Below are 18,850 nucleotides of genomic sequence, written 5' to 3'. Positions count from 1 at the left end.
GGAGTAAGGTTTCATTATAAGTGGATTGATAGAAAAGTATCGATGGACGAAAATACCGCTAAAGATACAATTAGAGAGCTTGAGACTAAAGTAGCGCTTAAAAATACGAAACTAACAATAGAAGAATTGTATTTACTTGCGGAGGCCTATACAACGTTCGAGGACACCCTTACTGCATCAGAGATTTATGAAACAATTAACCAGCGTGAAGCTGCATTAGTGATAGATCCAGAACAAAAAGCCAAGGAAGAAAAAGAGAAGTTTCTAGAAAAAATTAAACAAATGAAAGCCAAGTCTAAATCCAAATACTAAGATGTATTTATTGACAAGATAATGTTCTTTAGAGCAACAAAATTATGCACGTCAAAAGACAAATTTATGATCTTAAGCTAGACAAATAAATGATCCAAAAACGTTTGGTCAACATGGATAAAAGGTTCTAAAACAAGAGAATGACAGATTAACGTATCCCAAATAACAAATATATGTTCACTAATAACAAAAAAATGTAATTTACAGCGTATTTACGAACAATATATGAGCAAATCGCTTATTTATTAACCTTGCGGATAAGTAGCAACAAAAAAATGATCTCAAATGACAACTTAATGATCCTCAAAGACAGGTAAATGATCTCCAATAACAATTAAATGATCTCTAATAACAAGAAAACGATCCGAAAAGACATAAAAATGTTAGCGTTACATTTTTATGTTGCTACTAAGGCAATGATTTAAAAGGTAAAAACAGTTGTTAAGTGGCTTCCCTATAGATCTTTATAGCTCTTATATCTTGTATATACTTTATAGATCTTTATAAGGGTTTCTATTAAATATCTTACAAGAAAAACTAACGAACCCTCAACACGTCCATCGAATAGCAATAGCTTAAAGTAACCAAATAAAGCATTGCATGTAGAAATGCTATGGCTACATAAAATGCATTAAACTGAATGATAAACTCCACCAAATCTACATAAGCAGCTGGTAACAACATTGATAAAAACAATGTAAATATGATCAGATACAAAATACCTAACTTACTTTGAGATAAATCTGCTTTACTTGGCACTGAAAATACAATCAAAGAGTAACTTAGAAATAGCCAGCAAAGCGTCTGAATAAAGCCTGTAGAGCTAAAAGCAATTAAACCAAGCAGATGAACTAGATTATGATAAAGAGCGCTCAAATCGTTGTTAAGCGCGTTTGCAACAATAGTAGAAGATGCGAAATAATCAAACACGTCTGGCATAAGCCATTTTGTAACTAAGATAAACGCAAAGGTCCCACCAAACAGAGGTGCTATACCAATCACCAGGTTACAAATGGGTGAGAACAGCGATTTTTTATAGTTATAAAGCAAATATCCGACCGTATCTTGATCTGAAGGTTTGTAAAGCTGTAGCTGTTGAACCCTGTAACCAAAAGGCATACAAGCTAGACACGCAATAAAATGCGATAACTCATGAACCGGGATGCCGACAACACCAATGGACTTATAAAAAATCTCATTAGATATTTTAGCAAGCTGGTTACGTATAAAAACAATAAACATAAACGACAATGCGCTTATGAATATTGAGTATAGAGATTGAAGCTGTATAGCCAAATCTAAAAAATTCATTCTTAATAAAAATCTACATTAATGACTAGTTTGAATGTTTGTAGGACAAACACCAGCTGAGTATAACTTTTTCCATGCGTCACTTAAAAGTTGATCATCAAGTGCATTAACCACATCACGTCCCAATAGCTCACGAACAGCGATATGACTAATTTGTTCTATCTGAAGTTTGACACTAAACCCATTCTCTAAAAATTTTTTATCTAACGACGCCAAAGTCTGTTTACTAAAAATCGACATCATAATTTTATGTATAACTCTGGCCAACAAGACTGAGCGCTCTTCCTGTTTACAAAATTTTTCAATACCCAACATCGTTTCCTGGTCAATGTAATAACTCGCAGGTAAATTCATTATTTGTGTTCCCATATCTTCGTATTAAAGTACAAACACTTCAACACGAGACATAAAACGCGCTAGCGAAAGACATCTTCGTTTGTACAAAGCAAAATATTGAAACTTATTGAATGAATGCTATTATACTGTTTTTATATACAGTGGTAGTGGTATGAACATCATTATAAGTTCGATAAGTGCAGGAATAACTGGTTTTGAGTCACCGGCAAACGGGTATATCCAGAAGGCTTTAAGCTTTGACGATTTATTGGTTGAACATCCTAGTGCAACATTCATAGGTGTTGCGCAAGGAGAATCGATGATTGGCTCTGGTATTTTTGATGGAGACATATTGATTATAGATAGACAGGTCACAGCACAGACGGGTGATATTGTAGTTGCCAATTTTAATGGTGAGTTTGTTTGTAAAATTCTGGATTTAAAAAACAAAGTTCTCATATCATCTAACGATAAAAACCAACCTGTACCCATTCACAAATGCGATGAATTTAGCATAGAGGGTGTTGTAACGAGGTCGATTAGGTGTCATCGAAAAAGCCCGCTTTTACAACTGTAGTAAGGCTGTGACTTTCAGGGTTCTTCTGTGTATTTGAATATTTAGAACGACAACCTACCCGAATGAAAAGCCAACAGCGATACTATTAAGTTTCACAGAATATTATTGGTGAACGGTCACGTTAAGTGTTGTAGAAAAAATCTGAAAATTAAACGTGAACAAATGAACAACCGATGTAATCACAACTATTTCATTTCAAACTGTATTGACGACATACTCAGAATATTTAAGGCTAACAGAACTTTATTGTGCGAGTTAAGGGGTCAGCCTTTACAGCATCAAACAACTTTATGCCGCTTAACGTTGTAGAATATTTACCATCTAATTGTGTTGCCTTACTTAGTTCGTAAGCACCATCTTCAGCAATAGCCAGCTGATAGCTATTTTGATGAACACCGATCACAATGCAGTCCAACCAATCTGGCCGTTTAAATGAGCGTTCTTTTGAATTTCTGGGTAATTGAACATCTAACTGCTTAATAATGGTGAACTCTGAAAACGGGTCTGATGCAATTGTTTGAATAATTGACAATGCAGTTAACAATGATTGACTACCGTTAAGCAGACATCTTACTTCACCCTGAAAAGCCATGGTGACAAAATATAAGCCACCACGACTAATCAATTGAAGCTCTGAGTTTTTGACAACATCTTTCACTTGCGCAACAAAATGACAGAGATTCATTTTTATCAACCAATTAAGCCGCAATAGAACTTTGAATATTATTTGTAACGCTTGATGTATCAGCATTACCTTCTTTTTCAAGCTCGCTTAGTAGAGTTTTCAACTCAATTATTCTTTGTTTGCATTCGATTAGTTGGTCAATTTCTGTAAATGTAGATGATATTGCTATTTCAGCTACTTCTTTAGTTGCTATGCCATGGCGAATATCAGCCAAATAACGTTGAATATGCTTATCATAATTTCTAATAAAATTATTGACGGTATTTAGTATTTGTAAGCCTAAGCCAGCGGTTTTGCTGAGGTCTAGCTTAAATTGATAAACAATACTGTCTGCAACACACAAGTTGATTTTGGTACCAATAGAGCTAATGGATAATTGGTATCCGGCGAAATAACCGAGTTTAATTTTTTGGTTCTGATAAAAGCCCAAGCAAATAGATTCAGCCATAGGAACGACATAGTTAGCTATGTCGCTTGACGCTTCATGAAGCGATACAAATTCAGCGCCATGAGCATTGATGTAACTAAATGCATCAGCAACTTGAGGAACATGTAAACCGCTTGCCTTATCTGCTTTTATAGCCGCTAAATAGTTTTTGTTACTCGCCAATTGCGATTTAATACGTTCAATATCCAGCTTAGCTTCGCGTTGATTACGTATAAAAGCATGACGTTTAGCTTCTAATCTCTGGATCGTTTTAGTTAAACTAACAAACTCTAATACCAAAGGAGATCCACTTGTTTCTGCTTTGAGTTCAGCAAATGTGATTTCAGCATTTGATAAGTCTGTTACGATATTTTCTATATTTCTAGACGAATTAAAGCTGTCAATAAACGATTGTTTATTCTGTAAACATTGAAACAAAAAGCTGTCCAAGCTGTTTTTTGTTGCAATAAAATTAACATCCAAACTAAACGAGTCAGGTCTTGCTTGATAAAGTAAATTACCTTGGCGAACCGCCCTACCAATGCGCTGTTTTAGATCTGCTGGTCTAAATGGTGCATCTAGAATTGTCATGCCTACCAATCGTTGATTGATGTTAGCGCCACACCCTAGGGTATTGGTGGAAGCAATGATAACCCTTATTACCCCAGCATTAAGTTTTGAGTACAATTCAGCACGTGCTTTAGGTGTTTTAAATGATTGTGCAAACACAATCTGATCTGCACTCACGCCTTTAGTGATTAAACCTTTTTTTATATCGTCATAAACGGAATGCTTACCCTCTTTTGAAGGTACGCCGATATCAACAAAAATAATTTGCACCCCGCGTTCATTGGTAGTTGCGTGGTATTTATCCGCAGTAATTTGTATACAAGTAGGGATTTTTAAGCCTGACTCGTCCCGCGAAATATTCTTATCAAGAAGGCGCATATCAACGCTCGCTTTCTTGGCCTCAGACATAATCAATAACATGTTGTCATTGTTAATCGGACTCGCTTTAAAATCTTTTGCTCTTGAAACGAGCTGATTTGTATAATTTATCTGCGCATCCGTTGCTTCGACAACGATTTGTCGTGGTTTACCACCCGTCATTGGTGGAATGGCAGAATAATTTTTACCATTAAAACAAATCTTTGGTAAAAATTGAGAAAGCTCTTTTTCATTTACGCTATCCGCAATAGAACCCCATAGGCTTTGAAGTACGGTTAAATTACGAAATTCGCGCAAGCGGGTCACTGTTTTAAAACCTTTGCCTGTTGCCTGGATCTCAAAATCACTGCTGACCAGTGCAAATGATGACACAAAATCATCAATTGAATTAATATCCTGAGATTCGAGAAGGCCTTCATTTAAGAATTTTAAAAAGGTGTAACATTCAAGAAGAGTATTTGAAATGGGCGTACCTGTGGCGAAATATACGCCAAGGTTGTTACCATTTTCATGGTTGTTTCTTCTTAATGTTCTGATTTTTAAATACCAATCAAACGAACGTTTTGAACCTGTTGGATTGCCGCAACCCCGAACATTATTTAAACGTGTTGATTCATATTGAAGATTTTTAGCATAATGCGCTTCGTCAAGAACAAGAGCATCAATTCCCAGCTCAGTAATGCTAAAGCCTTTTTTACGATTATCTTGAGCTAATTCCTGTAAGCGTGCTTTTAATTTGGCCTTTTTATTCTCAATTGATTTAACTGAAAATCTAGCGTCGCCCTTGCTCTTCATTTGATAAAGCGCGTTATCAAGTTTGGTTACTTCTTCCTCAATAACAGACTTTTCTATTTCTTCATCAGCTGGAATGGCTGCAAATGATGATTCAGGACAGATAACCAATTTAGCGCCTGTCTTTAATCGTAACAACGTCGCATGGCGTGTTGTTGGGCTTAAATCTTCGGGATCTAAAACCGTAATAATATCTTGCGGGAAAAGTTGTAAATATTCCGCTGCAAATTGGTTAGTTAGGTGGTTTGGAACAACGCACATAATACGTTGCTTAAGGCCCAATCTTAATAATGTGTTCATAATGGCACTTAAGGTTAATGTTTTACCCGCCCCTACTTCATGAGCTAAAAGCAACTTACCTTCTGTTACGCCACGATATACCGTATTCAATTGATGCTCTCTAAGCTGGATTGCTTGATTCGAATTTGGCAGCGAAATTGTTTTACCATCGGCTTTCAACTGAACAAAGCGATTAAATTTCTCGTTAAATGTTGTAGAAAGTTTTTCTTGAATATCAATTCTTTCAAGTAAAAAAGCATCCCATTCACCGATAATTTTTTCTGCATTTATTTCATTTTCGAGTGTTGCTTGTTTATTGATAACCCGATGACCATTTTCATCTTTAGTGGTTACGGTAGTGCTTTTACCATTCATCAAACATTCAAACAATTTGCTAAAGCGATAAGCTGAGTTCGAACCAAGTCGAGTCTCCAACTGATATGGTAAGCATGTTAGGTTGATTTGCCATTGGTTTGCAGCATACATGAAATCAATCTCAGTATATCGGCCCTCTTTCCCTTCACACAAAATAGTAACAAATTCCTGATACACGTTCGCCGGAACCCAAGACGCACCTAGATTGACCTTGATGTTTTCAAATGAAATATCAAGTGGGATCACCGTATTTAATGCATCGATATACAAGGTTTGGGTGTCACTATCTAAACCAAGCTGGTGGACGTTGGACAATTTAGTTTTTACATCACCGGATAGGTAAACATTTCGTGTAACCCATGTGCCGCTATCTTTAAATATCAAGTCACCATTCGCACGATTGATAAATTCAAGCTCGCTGATATTCAATAACGTTGAACAATACAAAGTATCAACGCGACCGTAGACATTGACTGATGCGATTAGAGCATCATCAATTGAGCTTGCGTGAGTCGGAGGCGCCCAAGGTGTTAAAATACGTTGAGAAAATATCTCTGCTTTTTTGGCTGATGGGTTAACTGCTGTAAGGCCAAGTTTTTTAGCCGCCGCTTTGGTGAGTCCGGCTGAATAATTAAGCTCTAGTGATAAGAGGTTGTAATTAGTTGGATCTAGTTTAGCCACTCTTTGATTTGAAGCATCATGAATAAATCCGAAATCATTAACAAAACGATCATATCGGTAATTAAGCTGCTCTCTCATTGAGCCCAATTCATTTACAGGTTTATCTTCTTGTTCAGCATCAAGCAACGTCATTAAACTATGGCGAATACCACACAAACCCGTTAAACGCGCCTTACTGCTTCCGTTTAAGTTTGTCGTGGTCCAAATATCGTTTATTAACTGGTAAATTTCGCCATCAACTCCAACGGCATACGAGTATTCACGTGTCCCTGCTGCTTCAACAACTTCATGACCAGCCAACGGGACATTATTAGCATGAGATTCAAACGATGTTTCACCGTCAAACTTCAAACCTGAAAACATGGATTTGATAGCCGTTACTGAAACATTCTCAAAATTCTTATCTCCAACACAATGAACACTATTACCTTGGAACGATTCACCAACTAACATTTTTCCATGAATTTTGTCAGGGTTAGCTGCAAAGTAATCATTTAATGTGTATTCATTATTATTTACGTCATGAACATTGCTTGCAGTAAACCAAACAGGGTTCGTTTCAGCCCCTTGTTGAAACAATAGAACATCCACTGTTGCATTTGCACCTGTGCTTACCTCAAACACTTGCTTTGGCAGTCTAATAGCCGCTTTAAGCGTCGCATATTGACCTACAAGTTCTCTCGCTTTTGTAGATGATGAATCCATGAAAGAGCGCGATACAATAGCTATCATCCACCCGTTTTTAGCTAATAAAGTCGCAGATTTAGCGAGAAAATAATTATGTAGTGATAATCCGCTCAAGGTTTTATTTGTACTATCAAAAATAGGAGACTGGCCGAACGGCGGGTTATGTAAAACTAACGAAAATGGTTTTGCAAACTTGGCATTTTCAAACCCAGTATGTTGAATATTAGCCGTGGGATATAGCTTATCGAGTATTTGTGCTGAAATTGCGTCTTGTTCTACAAGGTGAATATCCATGTTATTAAACAATGCTTCCGGCATAGTTCGCACCAATCCACCGACACCCGCAGACGAATCTAAAAAAGTGCCACAACTCAAACCAGCATCAACAAGACCGAGGTAAATTGCCTCAGAAATAAAATCAGGAGTGTAAAACGAAGAAAGAGTTGAAGCCTTTGCTAAGTCCCATTGTTCGCGGGTTAAAAGAGATTTTAGCTTGTCGTGGCGTTTAGACCATTTAATATCGGTTGGATCGAACACATTAGCACAACCGCCCCACCCCACGTATTTTGAAAGTGTTACCTGTTCAGCATGAGTTGCCTCAGCCTGTACCTGTTTTAGTTCTGACAGGGTTTTTATAGCAGCGATATTCATGTTATACCGCGTAACCATACCTATTTTAGACAAAGGAAATCTGTGTAAGAAATTATTAGCTTTTACCTGCACTCGGCCATTAAGCTTTTTGTTTTCTTGTGTTTTAGCTATATAGGTTGAAAGTTCACTTTCGGAACCAAAAAAGAACCCCATTTGTCCACCCACATACTCTAATGATCTAACAGATTCCATTTTCTACCCGTCTAAATTGATTTGACATACCCATATAAGAACATGGCGAACAAAACAGGCAACTGGCATGATTAATGGCGAACAAAATTGAATAATGTTCTGCACCACTTATTTGTTATTCGATATTAAACATAGCTTTATGTAAATATACTTTCGAACGAACGAACAATGTTCAGCGAACAACATTGTTGACGAACAAGAAGGTGAAGAGTATTATTTGAACAATTATTTTTAAGTAGGCATACCGCTATGAGTAACGATGCATTTTCAACTGAGTTATCCGTTAGAGAACGAGTTTTTAAAATCTGTAATCAACTATATGCGGAAAACACGAGAGTAAAAATTCGTACAGTCCTTTCTTTGTTGCCAGATGTAAAGAGCACATCAACGGTGCACAAATATCATAAAGAATGGCGAACAGATTTAGAGAACTCTAAAAAAACGCTGTTTGATTCATTTGGATTTAGCGATGCTTTTCAAAACGCATTTGTCACTGAGATTGCCAGGTTTCACACTGATGCAAAGAATGAGTACAGCGAGAAGTTAGTCGAACTCACTGAAGAACGAGATTCAGCTGTATTGGGACTTGAAAAGGCAGATGGAGAGATCATCGCTCTACAAGATAAAAATAACGAATTAAACGAGCTGGTCCGCGAGTTACAGAATGAAATATCCTTGATTACCAGGGACGCAAAACAACAAGTAGAGCGATTAGAAAAAGACAAGTCGGCAGCCACAGACCGATTAGAGCGCCAAATGACAGATTTAGAGTCACGCTTAAACAATGAGAAAAAGGCGTTAGCGGAACAGCTTCAAAACCAAATAGATTCCGTTACATTGAAAAATAATGAGTTACGTGAAATATCCGAGCAGCAGCGTACTGAATTGGCCAAAGCCCAGCTTAAACTTGAGAGCAATAACGCATTGGTGGTTGAAATTAAAGACCGAGCCAAATCATCGGAAGAAGAAGCGAAGTCGAAAATATCAAAATTAGAAGAATCACTATCAGCGTTAAGCATCGAGTACAACCAAGCGGCTCAAGCATTGGCCGTAGCGAAAGAAAAAATCATTTCAAAAGATGATTTAGTTGTTAGCAGCCTAAATCAATATGAAATCGCAATTAAAAATGAATCCTCTTTAAGATTAATGGTTGAAGAAAAAGACCGTGAGCAACGTGAGTTGAGAGCAAAGCTTGAGCGAGTTACTAGAGACGATGAAAGTGCTCAAGCTGAATTGCTGCGCTTAACTGAAAAAATGGGTGAAATCAAACATGTGTTAGTGCTGCGCGAAAGAGAGCTTGCAGAGCTAAAAAACTCAATGAAAGCGAAAAAGTAAATGTATCCCGATGATTACGTCGAGGAATGAGCATGAATGTATACTTGGACACCGAAACCAACGGGTTAAATGATGAGGCAGAAATTATTCAAATAGGGGTGATCAACGATAACGGAAGTGTTCTCATAGATACATTAATCCAGTGCCAGGGAGACATCCCTACTGAAGTATCCGCAATTAATGGCATTACAAAGAATGATTTAAGTTGCGCCCCAACCTTTCCTCAAGTCTTTGATAAAATTTGCGAAACGCTCAAAAATGCAGAAGTAGTTTTGATTTATAATGCTGAGTTTGATTTAAGACTACTTAAACAAACATCTAAGCGTTATGGGCTCCAAATGCCTGATATTAATGCGTCATGCGTCATGCGTCATGCTTGGGTATGCTCATAAATTCAATAATGGCAAAAGGCGTAAGCTGGTTGATGCGTGTGATGACTTACTCATATACACAGCGGATGTCATACTGCATAGTGCGGTTGGCGATTGTGAACTGACTCGCCGCCTAAACAACAAAATGAAGCTAGAAATTGCTGAGGAACAACTTCAGCGCGAAAAAAGGCGTAAAAGCAGAGAATATCGCAGAAAAATTGGCGTATATTCCTGATAATTGGATTGAATATCCAGATTTTGGCGCACAAAATAGGCCTTCGGGTTACAAGACATTAAGTCAGATCTCATTAAAAGAGATACACAAATACGAATTTGCTGGCGTTTGTTGTGATACATACGGTGGGTCTGGGTATTTATTTAAACCCGTTAATAAACAATTTCGAGAAATTTAAGCTGTTTAAAAAACGGGCTCTTAGCCGTAGCGAATACTCATGTTAAAAAAGTGATTGCTGTCTTGTACCAGATAATTTTCTTGAGGCAATTTCTTCCTTCATGACATTTTCTGAAACGGATAACATCGTTATGGCCTCCGTGATTGGGATGCCAACAGTACAGCGCAAGCTATTTAACGCTTGAGCTCGCCTAGCATCATCGTGAACTCGGCCAATCGTGCCTTTGGCCAAAGTGACAACTCCAGATTCAAGAAGCTGTTTAAGCATAACGGTCGGGCATTTGTTATCTAGATGTCCATCTTCTTTCAACTCTAAATAAAAATCTTCTACAAAAGTCATGGCAAATGCGTTTTTTGTTACCACATCAAAAGACTTCGACTCGGTGTAACGCACAACCCTATGAGACTCCCCGTCGCGCTTAAACATGCGCTCAATTGATTTAAACTGGTGATCCAAACCTTCGTCATCTAAACCAACCGGTTTATTGCCCTCAACGAATTTCATCAATGGAAAATACATGTATTGTGGTGTAAATTTTTTTTCTGTATAACTGGTTTTAGGGATTGGGTACCGCATTCCTTCATTTACAACGTCATGCCATATTTTGAGCGCCATCCCAGCTTGATCTTCACCGCCCTCTCTTGCCCACGCATACTGAATCGCTAGTAACTCTCTGTAATCAACAAGATCGATAGTGTGATTACCAGAACGCTCATATGATTCCTGTTGGATTGTGAGTATAAATCTCAATAAGTCCATTCGGTATTCGAGGCTATACTGGTTTAATCCCACTTTTATGTAACCTTCTTTTGTCAGCTTGCGCCCCAATGTTGAACGGTTAGAGTAATCATATAGCGTATTGATCATGTAGGTTCTTAAATCGTTAAGAGGACGCATAAATCCGTAAGTTTTTGGGTCTGTGTCCATCTGGTTTTCAAGTGAAGAATCATCCTTGTTAAGCGCGCATAGAAAACAGCCAAATCTACTGCCGCAGCTTTTGCTTTGAGCCAAGTTTCCTGCGAACAGGTCGCATACGCCACCATTACCGGCAGAATAGTGTTTTTTCATGTAATGGAAGTTATCACTGTAACTTTCAATATCACCATCATCGATAATCGAAAACAACTGCCAAACATCGCTTAATGACCAATCTTTGATTATCGCAAGGGTCCAGCCTAGTTCAGTCATAACGGGTGTATGGCACGTTTCATTACGCTTTTGTAAGTTTGATTTTCTCACTGCACTTTCTGCATCACGTGAACCCGATACCGACACGATTTTGTCCGTTTGGTATTTATCTGATAATGATTTTAAAAAGGCTTTCATGGGTTGAATCTTCCATGAATACGCGCAATCTCTCGCGTTTGAAGTGGTTTCGGGTGTTCTTAGTAGCTTACCTCTGCCGATATACTCCACAATGGGTTGGGACGACAATGAGGGCTTAATTTCATGACACTGAATAGGTAAACCGTGTGCATCACCATAAGCAATTAAATCTTCGTGCAAAGTCAACATGTAATCATGTAGAACGATATTTTCCAAGGTCGTGTTTGTTGTGACAATATGTAACGGGCCAACATCTTCTCTTTGTTGCTTAGCTCGTCGTAAGCCTTCTACAAGACAAATAGAAGCAGCGCCTGAGTCCTTACCGCTCAGGCCAAGCGTGACTATCCAGCCATCTAAAAATAGCTTTTGCGCTCTAGCTACTGCCATTTCAAAGCCATCATGGGTGTTATTTTCAATGTATTGGAAGTCGATTGCTGTGTTCATGTTGATACCTTGTATTTCGCTGGTAAAAACATGATCACTTGAAAGTCATATCGTGCAACTAAGCATAAAACCCAGAAGTTAAAGTCATAAATTGATACTGAAACAATGGATCGAATAGCTTTGATAATTAGAGCGTTTTAACGCATCGATTTCCAAATTTTATTCAATATATTTGGATTTTAAGGGAGGGTTAAAATTTGAATGTAGGTTTATTTTTGAGTGCACTATCTAAAACTAAAAGCCATCAAATCTACTAAAGCTATCATCGTAACTATTAAAGTCGGCAATATCATTGTTCGTAGCAAGTGAATCTGAGTGGATACTAATACTCGGATCATCAAAACCGTATGGGTTACCAGCAACATCGATAGAATTATCAATCATTGGTAGCCCTGTGGATGGATTTATCTCAATTTCAAGTCCGGAATATTCTGTTATCTCATCTACGTCATTAGTAACGCTTGTTTCATGAAATTTAATGTCATTAGAAATGGTTGTATCATAAAATTCGCTTGCGATAATGCCAGCAGCTCCAGCAGCTCCAGCAGCTCCAGCAGCGGTTAAATTTGGGGTGCTGTTACAAGAAGGGTCGCGCCTATTGTAATTTATTGACTTGCCTCGCGTAGTTGCAACTTCTTCACCACGAAGACCTCTCCATATTGTTTTAATAAGCGACAAAATGAAAAAGGTAAAAATAATAGATAGCATAATTTTAAGCATATGATCACCTCAATTCAGTTGGTTAATATTGATAGGGTTAAATACTATTTGCAAACATTTAACCATACTGAGGTGAAAGTCAAAAAAATCAATCGGATTATTCGATTATACGTTGGTATTCGTAACCTCCATGGATCGAACGCTTCCGTTTAAAATTAGGATTTATACTGCCTAATTGAGTATCGAAAGCCATTCTAAGGGCTTTTTCAGACTTTTGAATATTATCAGTATTGCCGAACGCTCGTGTTTCTCTTACGCACCTGGGGTTAATAATCTGACCATGTGTCAGATGATTTGAGATATGTTTAACAAAAGCTGAGTAGTTAAAACTGCCGCTTCTATTGATAAAGTTAGTCATTTCCACCTCTAGATTCTAATTTTGTAGTTGAAAAGTTTATTAATACTAAAAGCAGCCATGCCGAATTCAATCGTTCGACACGGCATGAGGTTTAACTTACATTAACAAATCAGTGAGACAGAAGATTTGTTAACTCTAATGCTAAAGTTGCGCTTTTTACTAAATGATTCATCAGTAAAAAATGCTTTCAACCATGATGTTGGCAAATGAATGCCGAAGTCATCACCACCAAATTTATCATGAGCATTGTCGTACCAATCACCCTCTTTTTCTTCATCTTGGTCGGGATTACACCCTTTTATATAATGAATAGAGTTGGAAAAATTGCCTGCGTTATTGCTGCCAGCTGTTGCGCCAAAATATGCGCCATGGTCTTTAGCTATAAACCATTCATCAAGATTGTTTTTAGTGCAAAATTCATAGAGTGCTTTCGCTTGTTCACGTGTAATTGATGCCGTAGTCATAAATTGGTTTCCTTTTGTGGTTGAGTCTTAATTACTATTAACCACTATCAGAAAGCCGCAACTACAAGATGAATGCACTATCCACTTATAAGCTTGTTAATATCCAACACAGTTTCAAAAACATAGTGATAGATAAAATCGCTATACATTTCATCATCGTCACCCAAAAAGTGGGTTATAGGTGTTTTGAGTGTTATTCTGGATATTTGTTCTACCCTGCCGTTGATCAATTTAAGTGATTCAACAGACCTTATCTCATTAACATCAATTAGAATTGGGGTGGGCGAACTCAAACCCAAATCATCCGTTACGTTAAGCAATACTTTTGACCTAAGTTTCTGTTTTTGCTGTGGTTTGGTTTCTTCTTCCACGTTTTCATTTTCCCCAACTAGCCATGAAACAGAAACATTACCCGTTTTTGCGATTGCAAGAAGTCGGTCAACATTTGGTGTAGATTGGCCTCGAAGATATTTACCCAGCACTTCCTCAGACAAACCACTAATTTGGCTGAATTCTCTTTTATTGGCTCCAGTTAACAACTCAGATAGCCTTTTTTTAAACATATTTAATCTCTTCTTTTTAAATTTGGTGATAAATCGTAGAAAAAAGCACCATCAAATGCGCTTCTGGCAATTTGCTTATCGTGTTCATTATCACTGTTATTGAGTTCGTTAAAGCTAGAATACCCTAGACTTGCAGCCGCTTTTTCAGCGGCTATGTGAGCATTCTTTATATGTTCATTTATGCACATTTTTGTGTTTCATAACCGTATACTGCCCAAACTTGTGGGTCAATTTTTAAAGGTTGTACAACTGCATTCGCAATATCAACAAATGCGCCATGATGTGAAATTTTTGCATAACGAACAAGTTGCCATATCAACTGTGTCGCCTGCCCTGCTACTGCTCGGTTCGAACCAAAATCTTGTTTTGTTAATGCAGCCTCAGTAGAGCATGAGGGCGTATCTTCCTTTTCATCATCTATTTCTTTTAGCATATCGCCATACAAATCAAAGACGTTTGGTAATCGCACACCATCACTTCGAATAACGGTATTCGCATGACCTAAGACTACCTGACCTGTGTTCGCTCCATTTCCAAGGTCAAGCCAAAGCAAATCACTGTGAGAATGGGTGTTTTTGAAAAACTGACCTAGCTCAACCCTGAACTGTGCTTTATCAACGGCAGTAATAACAAAATCAAATTGGCTAAAGTTAATGTCTTTAGGCGAACAGTATTTTGGAATTGATTTCCAGTTTGTACCGCCAAAATTATTAAAACGACTAACAAGCACATCAGCTTTGTTGCACCCGATATCGCCAAGGTAAAAGCCCTGTCTACCCACGTTGAATATTGAAACAGTGTCACCATCAACAATCGTTAAGTCGATATACACTGATTGTTGTGAAAGTTGTCTGAGCAAGGAATCCATCTGAAATAATTCAGTGGCAATCTGACTACCGCTACCGCCAGCGCCAATAAGCAAAATTCTAAGCGGTTTGTTTAAGAGGTGTTGAGGAATGTGAAAATCCATATTTGCTTGCCTTGTGAGGTATTCGTTAAAACCAGAATACCCCGCAATCGTAACTCGGCAACTGAGTTATAACTGCTCTAGTAAAACGGCAGTAAAACACCAAAAGAACACCGGCACAATCATAACCAATAATGCGGGCAATGCCTGTTGATTAAAAATGAATAACAACGCTAAAAATACAGCGATACATTGGGAAATAATTGAAATTTTTTTAAGTGCAATTTCCATATCAACGTCCTTTTGATTTACGCCTATTTTTATCTATTTTGTTTAATAATATTTAACTTTTCCCAGGATTCTTTAGATAGACGCCAGAACTTTAGGGTATTTCTGAAATCTTTTTGTGTGAAGGTAAGCCAGTAACCAAGTCTTTCTATTACGCTTGGAAAATGGCTCCCGCATTGCTTCACCACAAAAGACCTATCACTAGGCAAATTATTAGCACAATCAACATATTCGTCTACACGTTTTCTAAAATTATCGTTAGATAATAATGGGGATTTGAGTTCAATCACATAAATGTTTTCATTTGTTAAAACATGATTTAACAATAAATTGATTGATTTTAACGCTGGCCGTAAATTCTTCTTTGTCCCTGAAAAGTGCAAAACCATTTTTCGCTCATGAGGCTCGTATGAGAATGACAATTCAGAGTTTGGCTTGAACAACGTTAAGCACCAGCCGTTTCGATAAAAAACAATGCATATCAATATAAATCCAAAGTAACCAACAGCTGCAATGATAAGTGATGGGAATTCTAAATAGTAATAAAGTTCTACGCTATGCCAATGAGTGTGGATCGCCACGCTCCACGCGCAGATGACAGACAGCATCAACGACAGCACAATTAATTTATATCGTTTAGAGGGTACATCAGAGACTTTAAGTAGCCATAATTTGCAGATAAAAACAAATGGAATAACAATACTATAGCTTATCGCTATGATGTCGTTATTTAACGCTTGGGATATTGCAAGTGGCAAAAGTAACAGCAGAAATAATGAGATAAATTTTTTCATGTAGATTCCTTTTGCGCCGATATTTCGGCGCGTTTGTAGGTTTTTCTTTTATAGAGCGGATATCATTTGTGTGTATTCTGCTTCGGATATAATTTCTACACCTTTGGCTTTTGCAGCGTTAATTTTAGTTGCGCCCACATTTTCACCGATCACGAGATATGTTGTCGTTTTTGTAACGCCAGATTGCACCACTGCACCTAAGCTTTCAGCTTCTGAGGTCATATCACTTCTTGATTGCGTCATTTTTCCCGTAAACACGATGCTGAGACGATTCAATGGCAATTCAACATCGGAACGCTTCGCTATCATCGGAGTCCGAATAACATTTAAAATCGAGATAAGATATGAAATCTGTTCAAACCGTTCTGTAATAGCGGAAGTAATACTAGAAGCGGTTAGTTCACCGAATCCATCAATTGAATTAAGCTGGTTAGCAGACAATTCATTAAGTTCATCAATTTCGATGTGCTTTAAAAGCTTTTTACTTGAACCTTTTCCAAGGGCGTGAATACCCAATGATGCCAAGATTAAATAATCATTTATCGGGCGGTTGGTAGTTTTATTAATTTCATCTAGTAAGTTTTTAGCTTGGACTTCGCCAAAGCCGCACGAAAGCAATTGTTCGTAAGTGATGCTGTATACTGAAGATAATGAGGTGTAACCATTGGCAACCATACGTCTCACCGTTTGCCGTCCGAACAGATCTGCTTTTAACACTGCAAAATGGTATTCGATTGCGCTCACTTGTCGTTCTGAACATCCATCAAACGTACAAGTAATCGCATCATTAACCCATTGAACTGGCTGGTTGCAACATGGGCAATGTGTGGGAATAGAAGGTGCTACAGATTCTATTGCGCCTATAATTTTAGGAATGATCTCACCGCTTCGAGTCATTGAAATTAAAGCCCCCTCGCCCAATCCAAGGGATTTTACATTTCCTGCGTGATGTGCAGTTACCCTTTTTATGAGCGCTCCAGATAACCATGTTGGCTCTAACAACAACACTGGCGTTATCTTATTACGCCCTACAGCCCATTCAACGCCTTGAACTCGTACTTCTGCAATTTCACCAACTGACTTTTTAGCAATTTGCCAATGGTTGTGTCGTTCATTATGGCTCATGTATGATTTAACTTTATCGTTAATCACCTCGATAACTGTACCATCCGTAACATATGGCAAAGAGTGTTTAGCTTGTTCACATAAATCGTCTAAATTATCCAGCAGCTGCTTACCATTGACACAAGGACATTCAATGTTCTTAAAAAACACTAGATGAACAGCGCCTGCTTTTAGTGCCATTTTGCCAGCGTCACTTAGGTTGATTGAGTTTGCCAGTCCTGCAACAAAATTTCGTGGATGAGCGAACTGCTCTTTTAGCATCGAATTAAAGTAATCCTGTTGTACAACAATCTCGCCCACTGCATCTCTATCAGCGTTACCGATTATCGTTAAGCCATTGGCATACAAATGACTTATATCGTTGCCATATTTTCCATCACCGCGAGTATAAATTTTCTTGTCTATCGCTATGTAAGAAGCAGCAAGCCCGTCAAGTTTTGGTGTTACTCTAAATAATAAGTCGTCATTAATACAAAGCTCACTAGCCGCTTTTTGGCATCGAAGAATGAATGATTCAATATCACTGTGTTCATATGCTTTGTTAGTTGAAAGCATGACCTGTTTGTGTTCATAACGGGTGTTAAGTGCGTTAATTGACTCTGGCTGCACTTTTGTTAATAAAGGGTGGTTGGGTATACGCTTTTTTAAGATAGGTGTGTATATCAAATCAAATGCAGCATCGCTAATTACTGGAGTACCAACTCGGTATTGGTCATTAAAGTATTGCATAAGCTGTGATAACTGCTCATTGCTTAACAAGTCTGTTGGGGTGTTCACATATTGTTGCATAGTAAGAACCTCTATTTATTTGATGTCCTTTAAGTGTCTCACCAGATCATAAAGCCGCAACAAGCCGCAAGTAGGTATTTAAAATTCTTAAATATCATCTAGATAATTAAAACTAAATATTACTTAGTCTACAGCTGAGTTTTTTTTTCATACAATCTACTTTTTGAAGAATGGAGAGTGACATGATAGATGTGGATGAACAGGCTTTTGTAGAATGGTTTGATAGCATACAAACGGATTTAGCTCATGCACTCGTTACAGTGCAAAAGAACAGAGAGAACCGTGAAAAAAAGCGACTTAGGTTATTTATTGACTTTAATCTCAAAGAATACAGCCTATATTGTTTAGGCGAAGATTTTGGTTTTCATAGCACAGAGACGGGTGAAATGATCACTAAAGACACCTGCACACACTCTAGCTATATTAGAGACTTTAATGCGTTAATACTTACTGAAAATTGGGAGTTCGAAGCAGCTAAAAGCCTTTACCAATGGATGCAGTTTGAAAATTAAATATAACAACATTGAAAAAATAAAAATAGTTAAGTTATTTTAGTTTTGATGTGCAGCCCTAGCCTTTCTCAAGCTCGATTTTAGCTGATTCAACCAGCAAAGCGTTTGAGTGTGGGCTGGCGCTCTAGTCCATTCTGATACTGTCATATTAGCATACACAGGATGCACTCTTTCTCTGCGAGCTAATG

Annotated in this window: 18 protein-coding genes; 5 read left to right on the top strand and 13 right to left on the bottom strand. The window is 37.8% G+C overall.

Features of this window, described 5'->3' with window-relative positions; genetic code table 11:
* Positions 1-312: hypothetical protein (locus H5202_RS07700; RefSeq protein WP_220493800.1), on the top strand; the 312-nt coding region annotated here is incomplete at its 5' end.
* 537 nt (positions 313-849) lie between these two features.
* On the opposite strand, the gene H5202_RS07695 is transcribed toward H5202_RS07700, so the two are convergent.
* Both H5202_RS07695 and H5202_RS07690 read right to left on the bottom strand, forming a co-directional pair.
* Positions 850-1,554 (bottom strand): hypothetical protein, encoded by a 705-nt coding sequence (locus H5202_RS07695; RefSeq protein ID WP_182771570.1) that lies wholly within the window; start codon positions 1,552-1,554, stop codon positions 850-852.
* Positions 1,555-1,641: 87 nt separating this feature from the next.
* On the bottom strand, positions 1,642-1,977 hold the full coding sequence (locus H5202_RS07690; protein WP_182771569.1) for a hypothetical protein: 336 nt from the start codon (positions 1,975-1,977) through the stop codon (positions 1,642-1,644).
* 154 nt (positions 1,978-2,131) lie between these two features.
* Here H5202_RS07690 and H5202_RS07685 point away from each other — a divergent pair, with 154 nt between their 5' ends.
* Positions 2,132-2,536, top strand: a complete 405-nt coding sequence (locus H5202_RS07685) for a LexA family protein (RefSeq protein WP_182771568.1) — start codon at positions 2,132-2,134, stop codon at positions 2,534-2,536.
* A 232-nt stretch (positions 2,537-2,768) separates the two neighbouring features.
* On the opposite strand, the gene H5202_RS07680 is transcribed toward H5202_RS07685, so the two are convergent.
* On the bottom strand, positions 2,769-3,221 hold the full coding sequence (locus H5202_RS07680; protein WP_182771567.1) for a hypothetical protein: 453 nt from the start codon (positions 3,219-3,221) through the stop codon (positions 2,769-2,771).
* 13 nt (positions 3,222-3,234) lie between these two features.
* The gene (locus H5202_RS07675; RefSeq protein ID WP_182771566.1) at positions 3,235-8,253 is read right to left on the bottom strand and encodes a helicase-related protein; all 5,019 of its coding nucleotides are present in this window, start codon (positions 8,251-8,253) and stop codon (positions 3,235-3,237) included.
* A 249-nt stretch (positions 8,254-8,502) separates the two neighbouring features.
* Here H5202_RS07675 and H5202_RS07670 point away from each other — a divergent pair, with 249 nt between their 5' ends.
* Both H5202_RS07670 and H5202_RS07665 read left to right on the top strand, forming a co-directional pair.
* A complete protein-coding gene (locus tag H5202_RS07670; RefSeq protein ID WP_182771565.1) occupies positions 8,503-9,588 on the top strand; it encodes a DNA-binding protein in 1,086 nt (361 codons plus the stop codon).
* Positions 9,589-9,620: 32 nt separating this feature from the next.
* The gene (locus tag H5202_RS07665; RefSeq protein ID WP_182771564.1) at positions 9,621-9,980 is read left to right on the top strand and encodes a 3'-5' exonuclease; all 360 of its coding nucleotides are present in this window, start codon (positions 9,621-9,623) and stop codon (positions 9,978-9,980) included.
* 434 nt (positions 9,981-10,414) lie between these two features.
* Here H5202_RS07665 and H5202_RS07660 read toward each other — a convergent pair whose 3' ends face one another.
* From H5202_RS07660 to H5202_RS07620, 9 genes are all read right to left on the bottom strand, one after another.
* Positions 10,415-12,142: a hypothetical protein gene (locus tag H5202_RS07660; protein ID WP_182771563.1), complete on the bottom strand. Its 1,728-nt coding sequence runs from the start codon at positions 12,140-12,142 to the stop codon at positions 10,415-10,417.
* Between the two features lie 234 nt (positions 12,143-12,376).
* Positions 12,377-12,862: a hypothetical protein gene (locus H5202_RS07655; RefSeq protein WP_182771562.1), complete on the bottom strand. Its 486-nt coding sequence runs from the start codon at positions 12,860-12,862 to the stop codon at positions 12,377-12,379.
* Positions 12,863-13,321: 459 nt separating this feature from the next.
* A complete protein-coding gene (locus H5202_RS07650; protein ID WP_182771561.1) occupies positions 13,322-13,684 on the bottom strand; it encodes a DUF3085 domain-containing protein in 363 nt (120 codons plus the stop codon).
* A 77-nt stretch (positions 13,685-13,761) separates the two neighbouring features.
* Positions 13,762-14,247 carry a helix-turn-helix domain-containing protein gene (locus tag H5202_RS07645; protein ID WP_182771560.1) on the bottom strand — a complete coding sequence of 162 codons (486 nt, stop codon included), beginning with the start codon at positions 14,245-14,247 and terminating at the stop codon, positions 13,762-13,764.
* A gap of 2 nt (positions 14,248-14,249) precedes the next feature.
* Positions 14,250-14,435 carry a hypothetical protein gene (locus tag H5202_RS07640; protein ID WP_182771559.1) on the bottom strand — a complete coding sequence of 62 codons (186 nt, stop codon included), beginning with the start codon at positions 14,433-14,435 and terminating at the stop codon, positions 14,250-14,252.
* The gene (locus H5202_RS07635; protein ID WP_182771558.1) at positions 14,426-15,217 is read right to left on the bottom strand and encodes a PRTRC system ThiF family protein; all 792 of its coding nucleotides are present in this window, start codon (positions 15,215-15,217) and stop codon (positions 14,426-14,428) included. The genes H5202_RS07640 and H5202_RS07635 overlap by 10 nt, the downstream gene beginning before the upstream one ends.
* 66 nt (positions 15,218-15,283) lie before the next feature.
* Positions 15,284-15,445 (bottom strand): hypothetical protein, encoded by a 162-nt coding sequence (locus H5202_RS07630; RefSeq protein WP_182771557.1) that lies wholly within the window; start codon positions 15,443-15,445, stop codon positions 15,284-15,286.
* 29 nt (positions 15,446-15,474) lie between these two features.
* Positions 15,475-16,236 carry a hypothetical protein gene (locus H5202_RS07625; protein WP_182771556.1) on the bottom strand — a complete coding sequence of 254 codons (762 nt, stop codon included), beginning with the start codon at positions 16,234-16,236 and terminating at the stop codon, positions 15,475-15,477.
* Between the two features lie 48 nt (positions 16,237-16,284).
* Positions 16,285-18,150 carry a BRCT domain-containing protein gene (locus tag H5202_RS07620; RefSeq protein WP_182771555.1) on the bottom strand — a complete coding sequence of 622 codons (1,866 nt, stop codon included), beginning with the start codon at positions 18,148-18,150 and terminating at the stop codon, positions 16,285-16,287.
* Positions 18,151-18,332: 182 nt separating this feature from the next.
* Here H5202_RS07620 and H5202_RS07615 point away from each other — a divergent pair, with 182 nt between their 5' ends.
* Entirely contained in the window at positions 18,333-18,662 is a 330-nt protein-coding gene (locus H5202_RS07615) for a hypothetical protein (protein ID WP_182771554.1), read from the top strand.
* Positions 18,663-18,850 lie beyond the last annotated feature (188 nt).

Origin of the sequence: Shewanella sp. SG41-4, from assembly GCF_014164505.1 — a bacterium.
GTDB lineage: Bacteria > Pseudomonadota > Gammaproteobacteria > Enterobacterales > Shewanellaceae > Shewanella.
The sequence above is the reverse complement of the archived record's forward strand: the minus strand, read 5'-3'. Positions and strand labels throughout refer to the sequence as shown.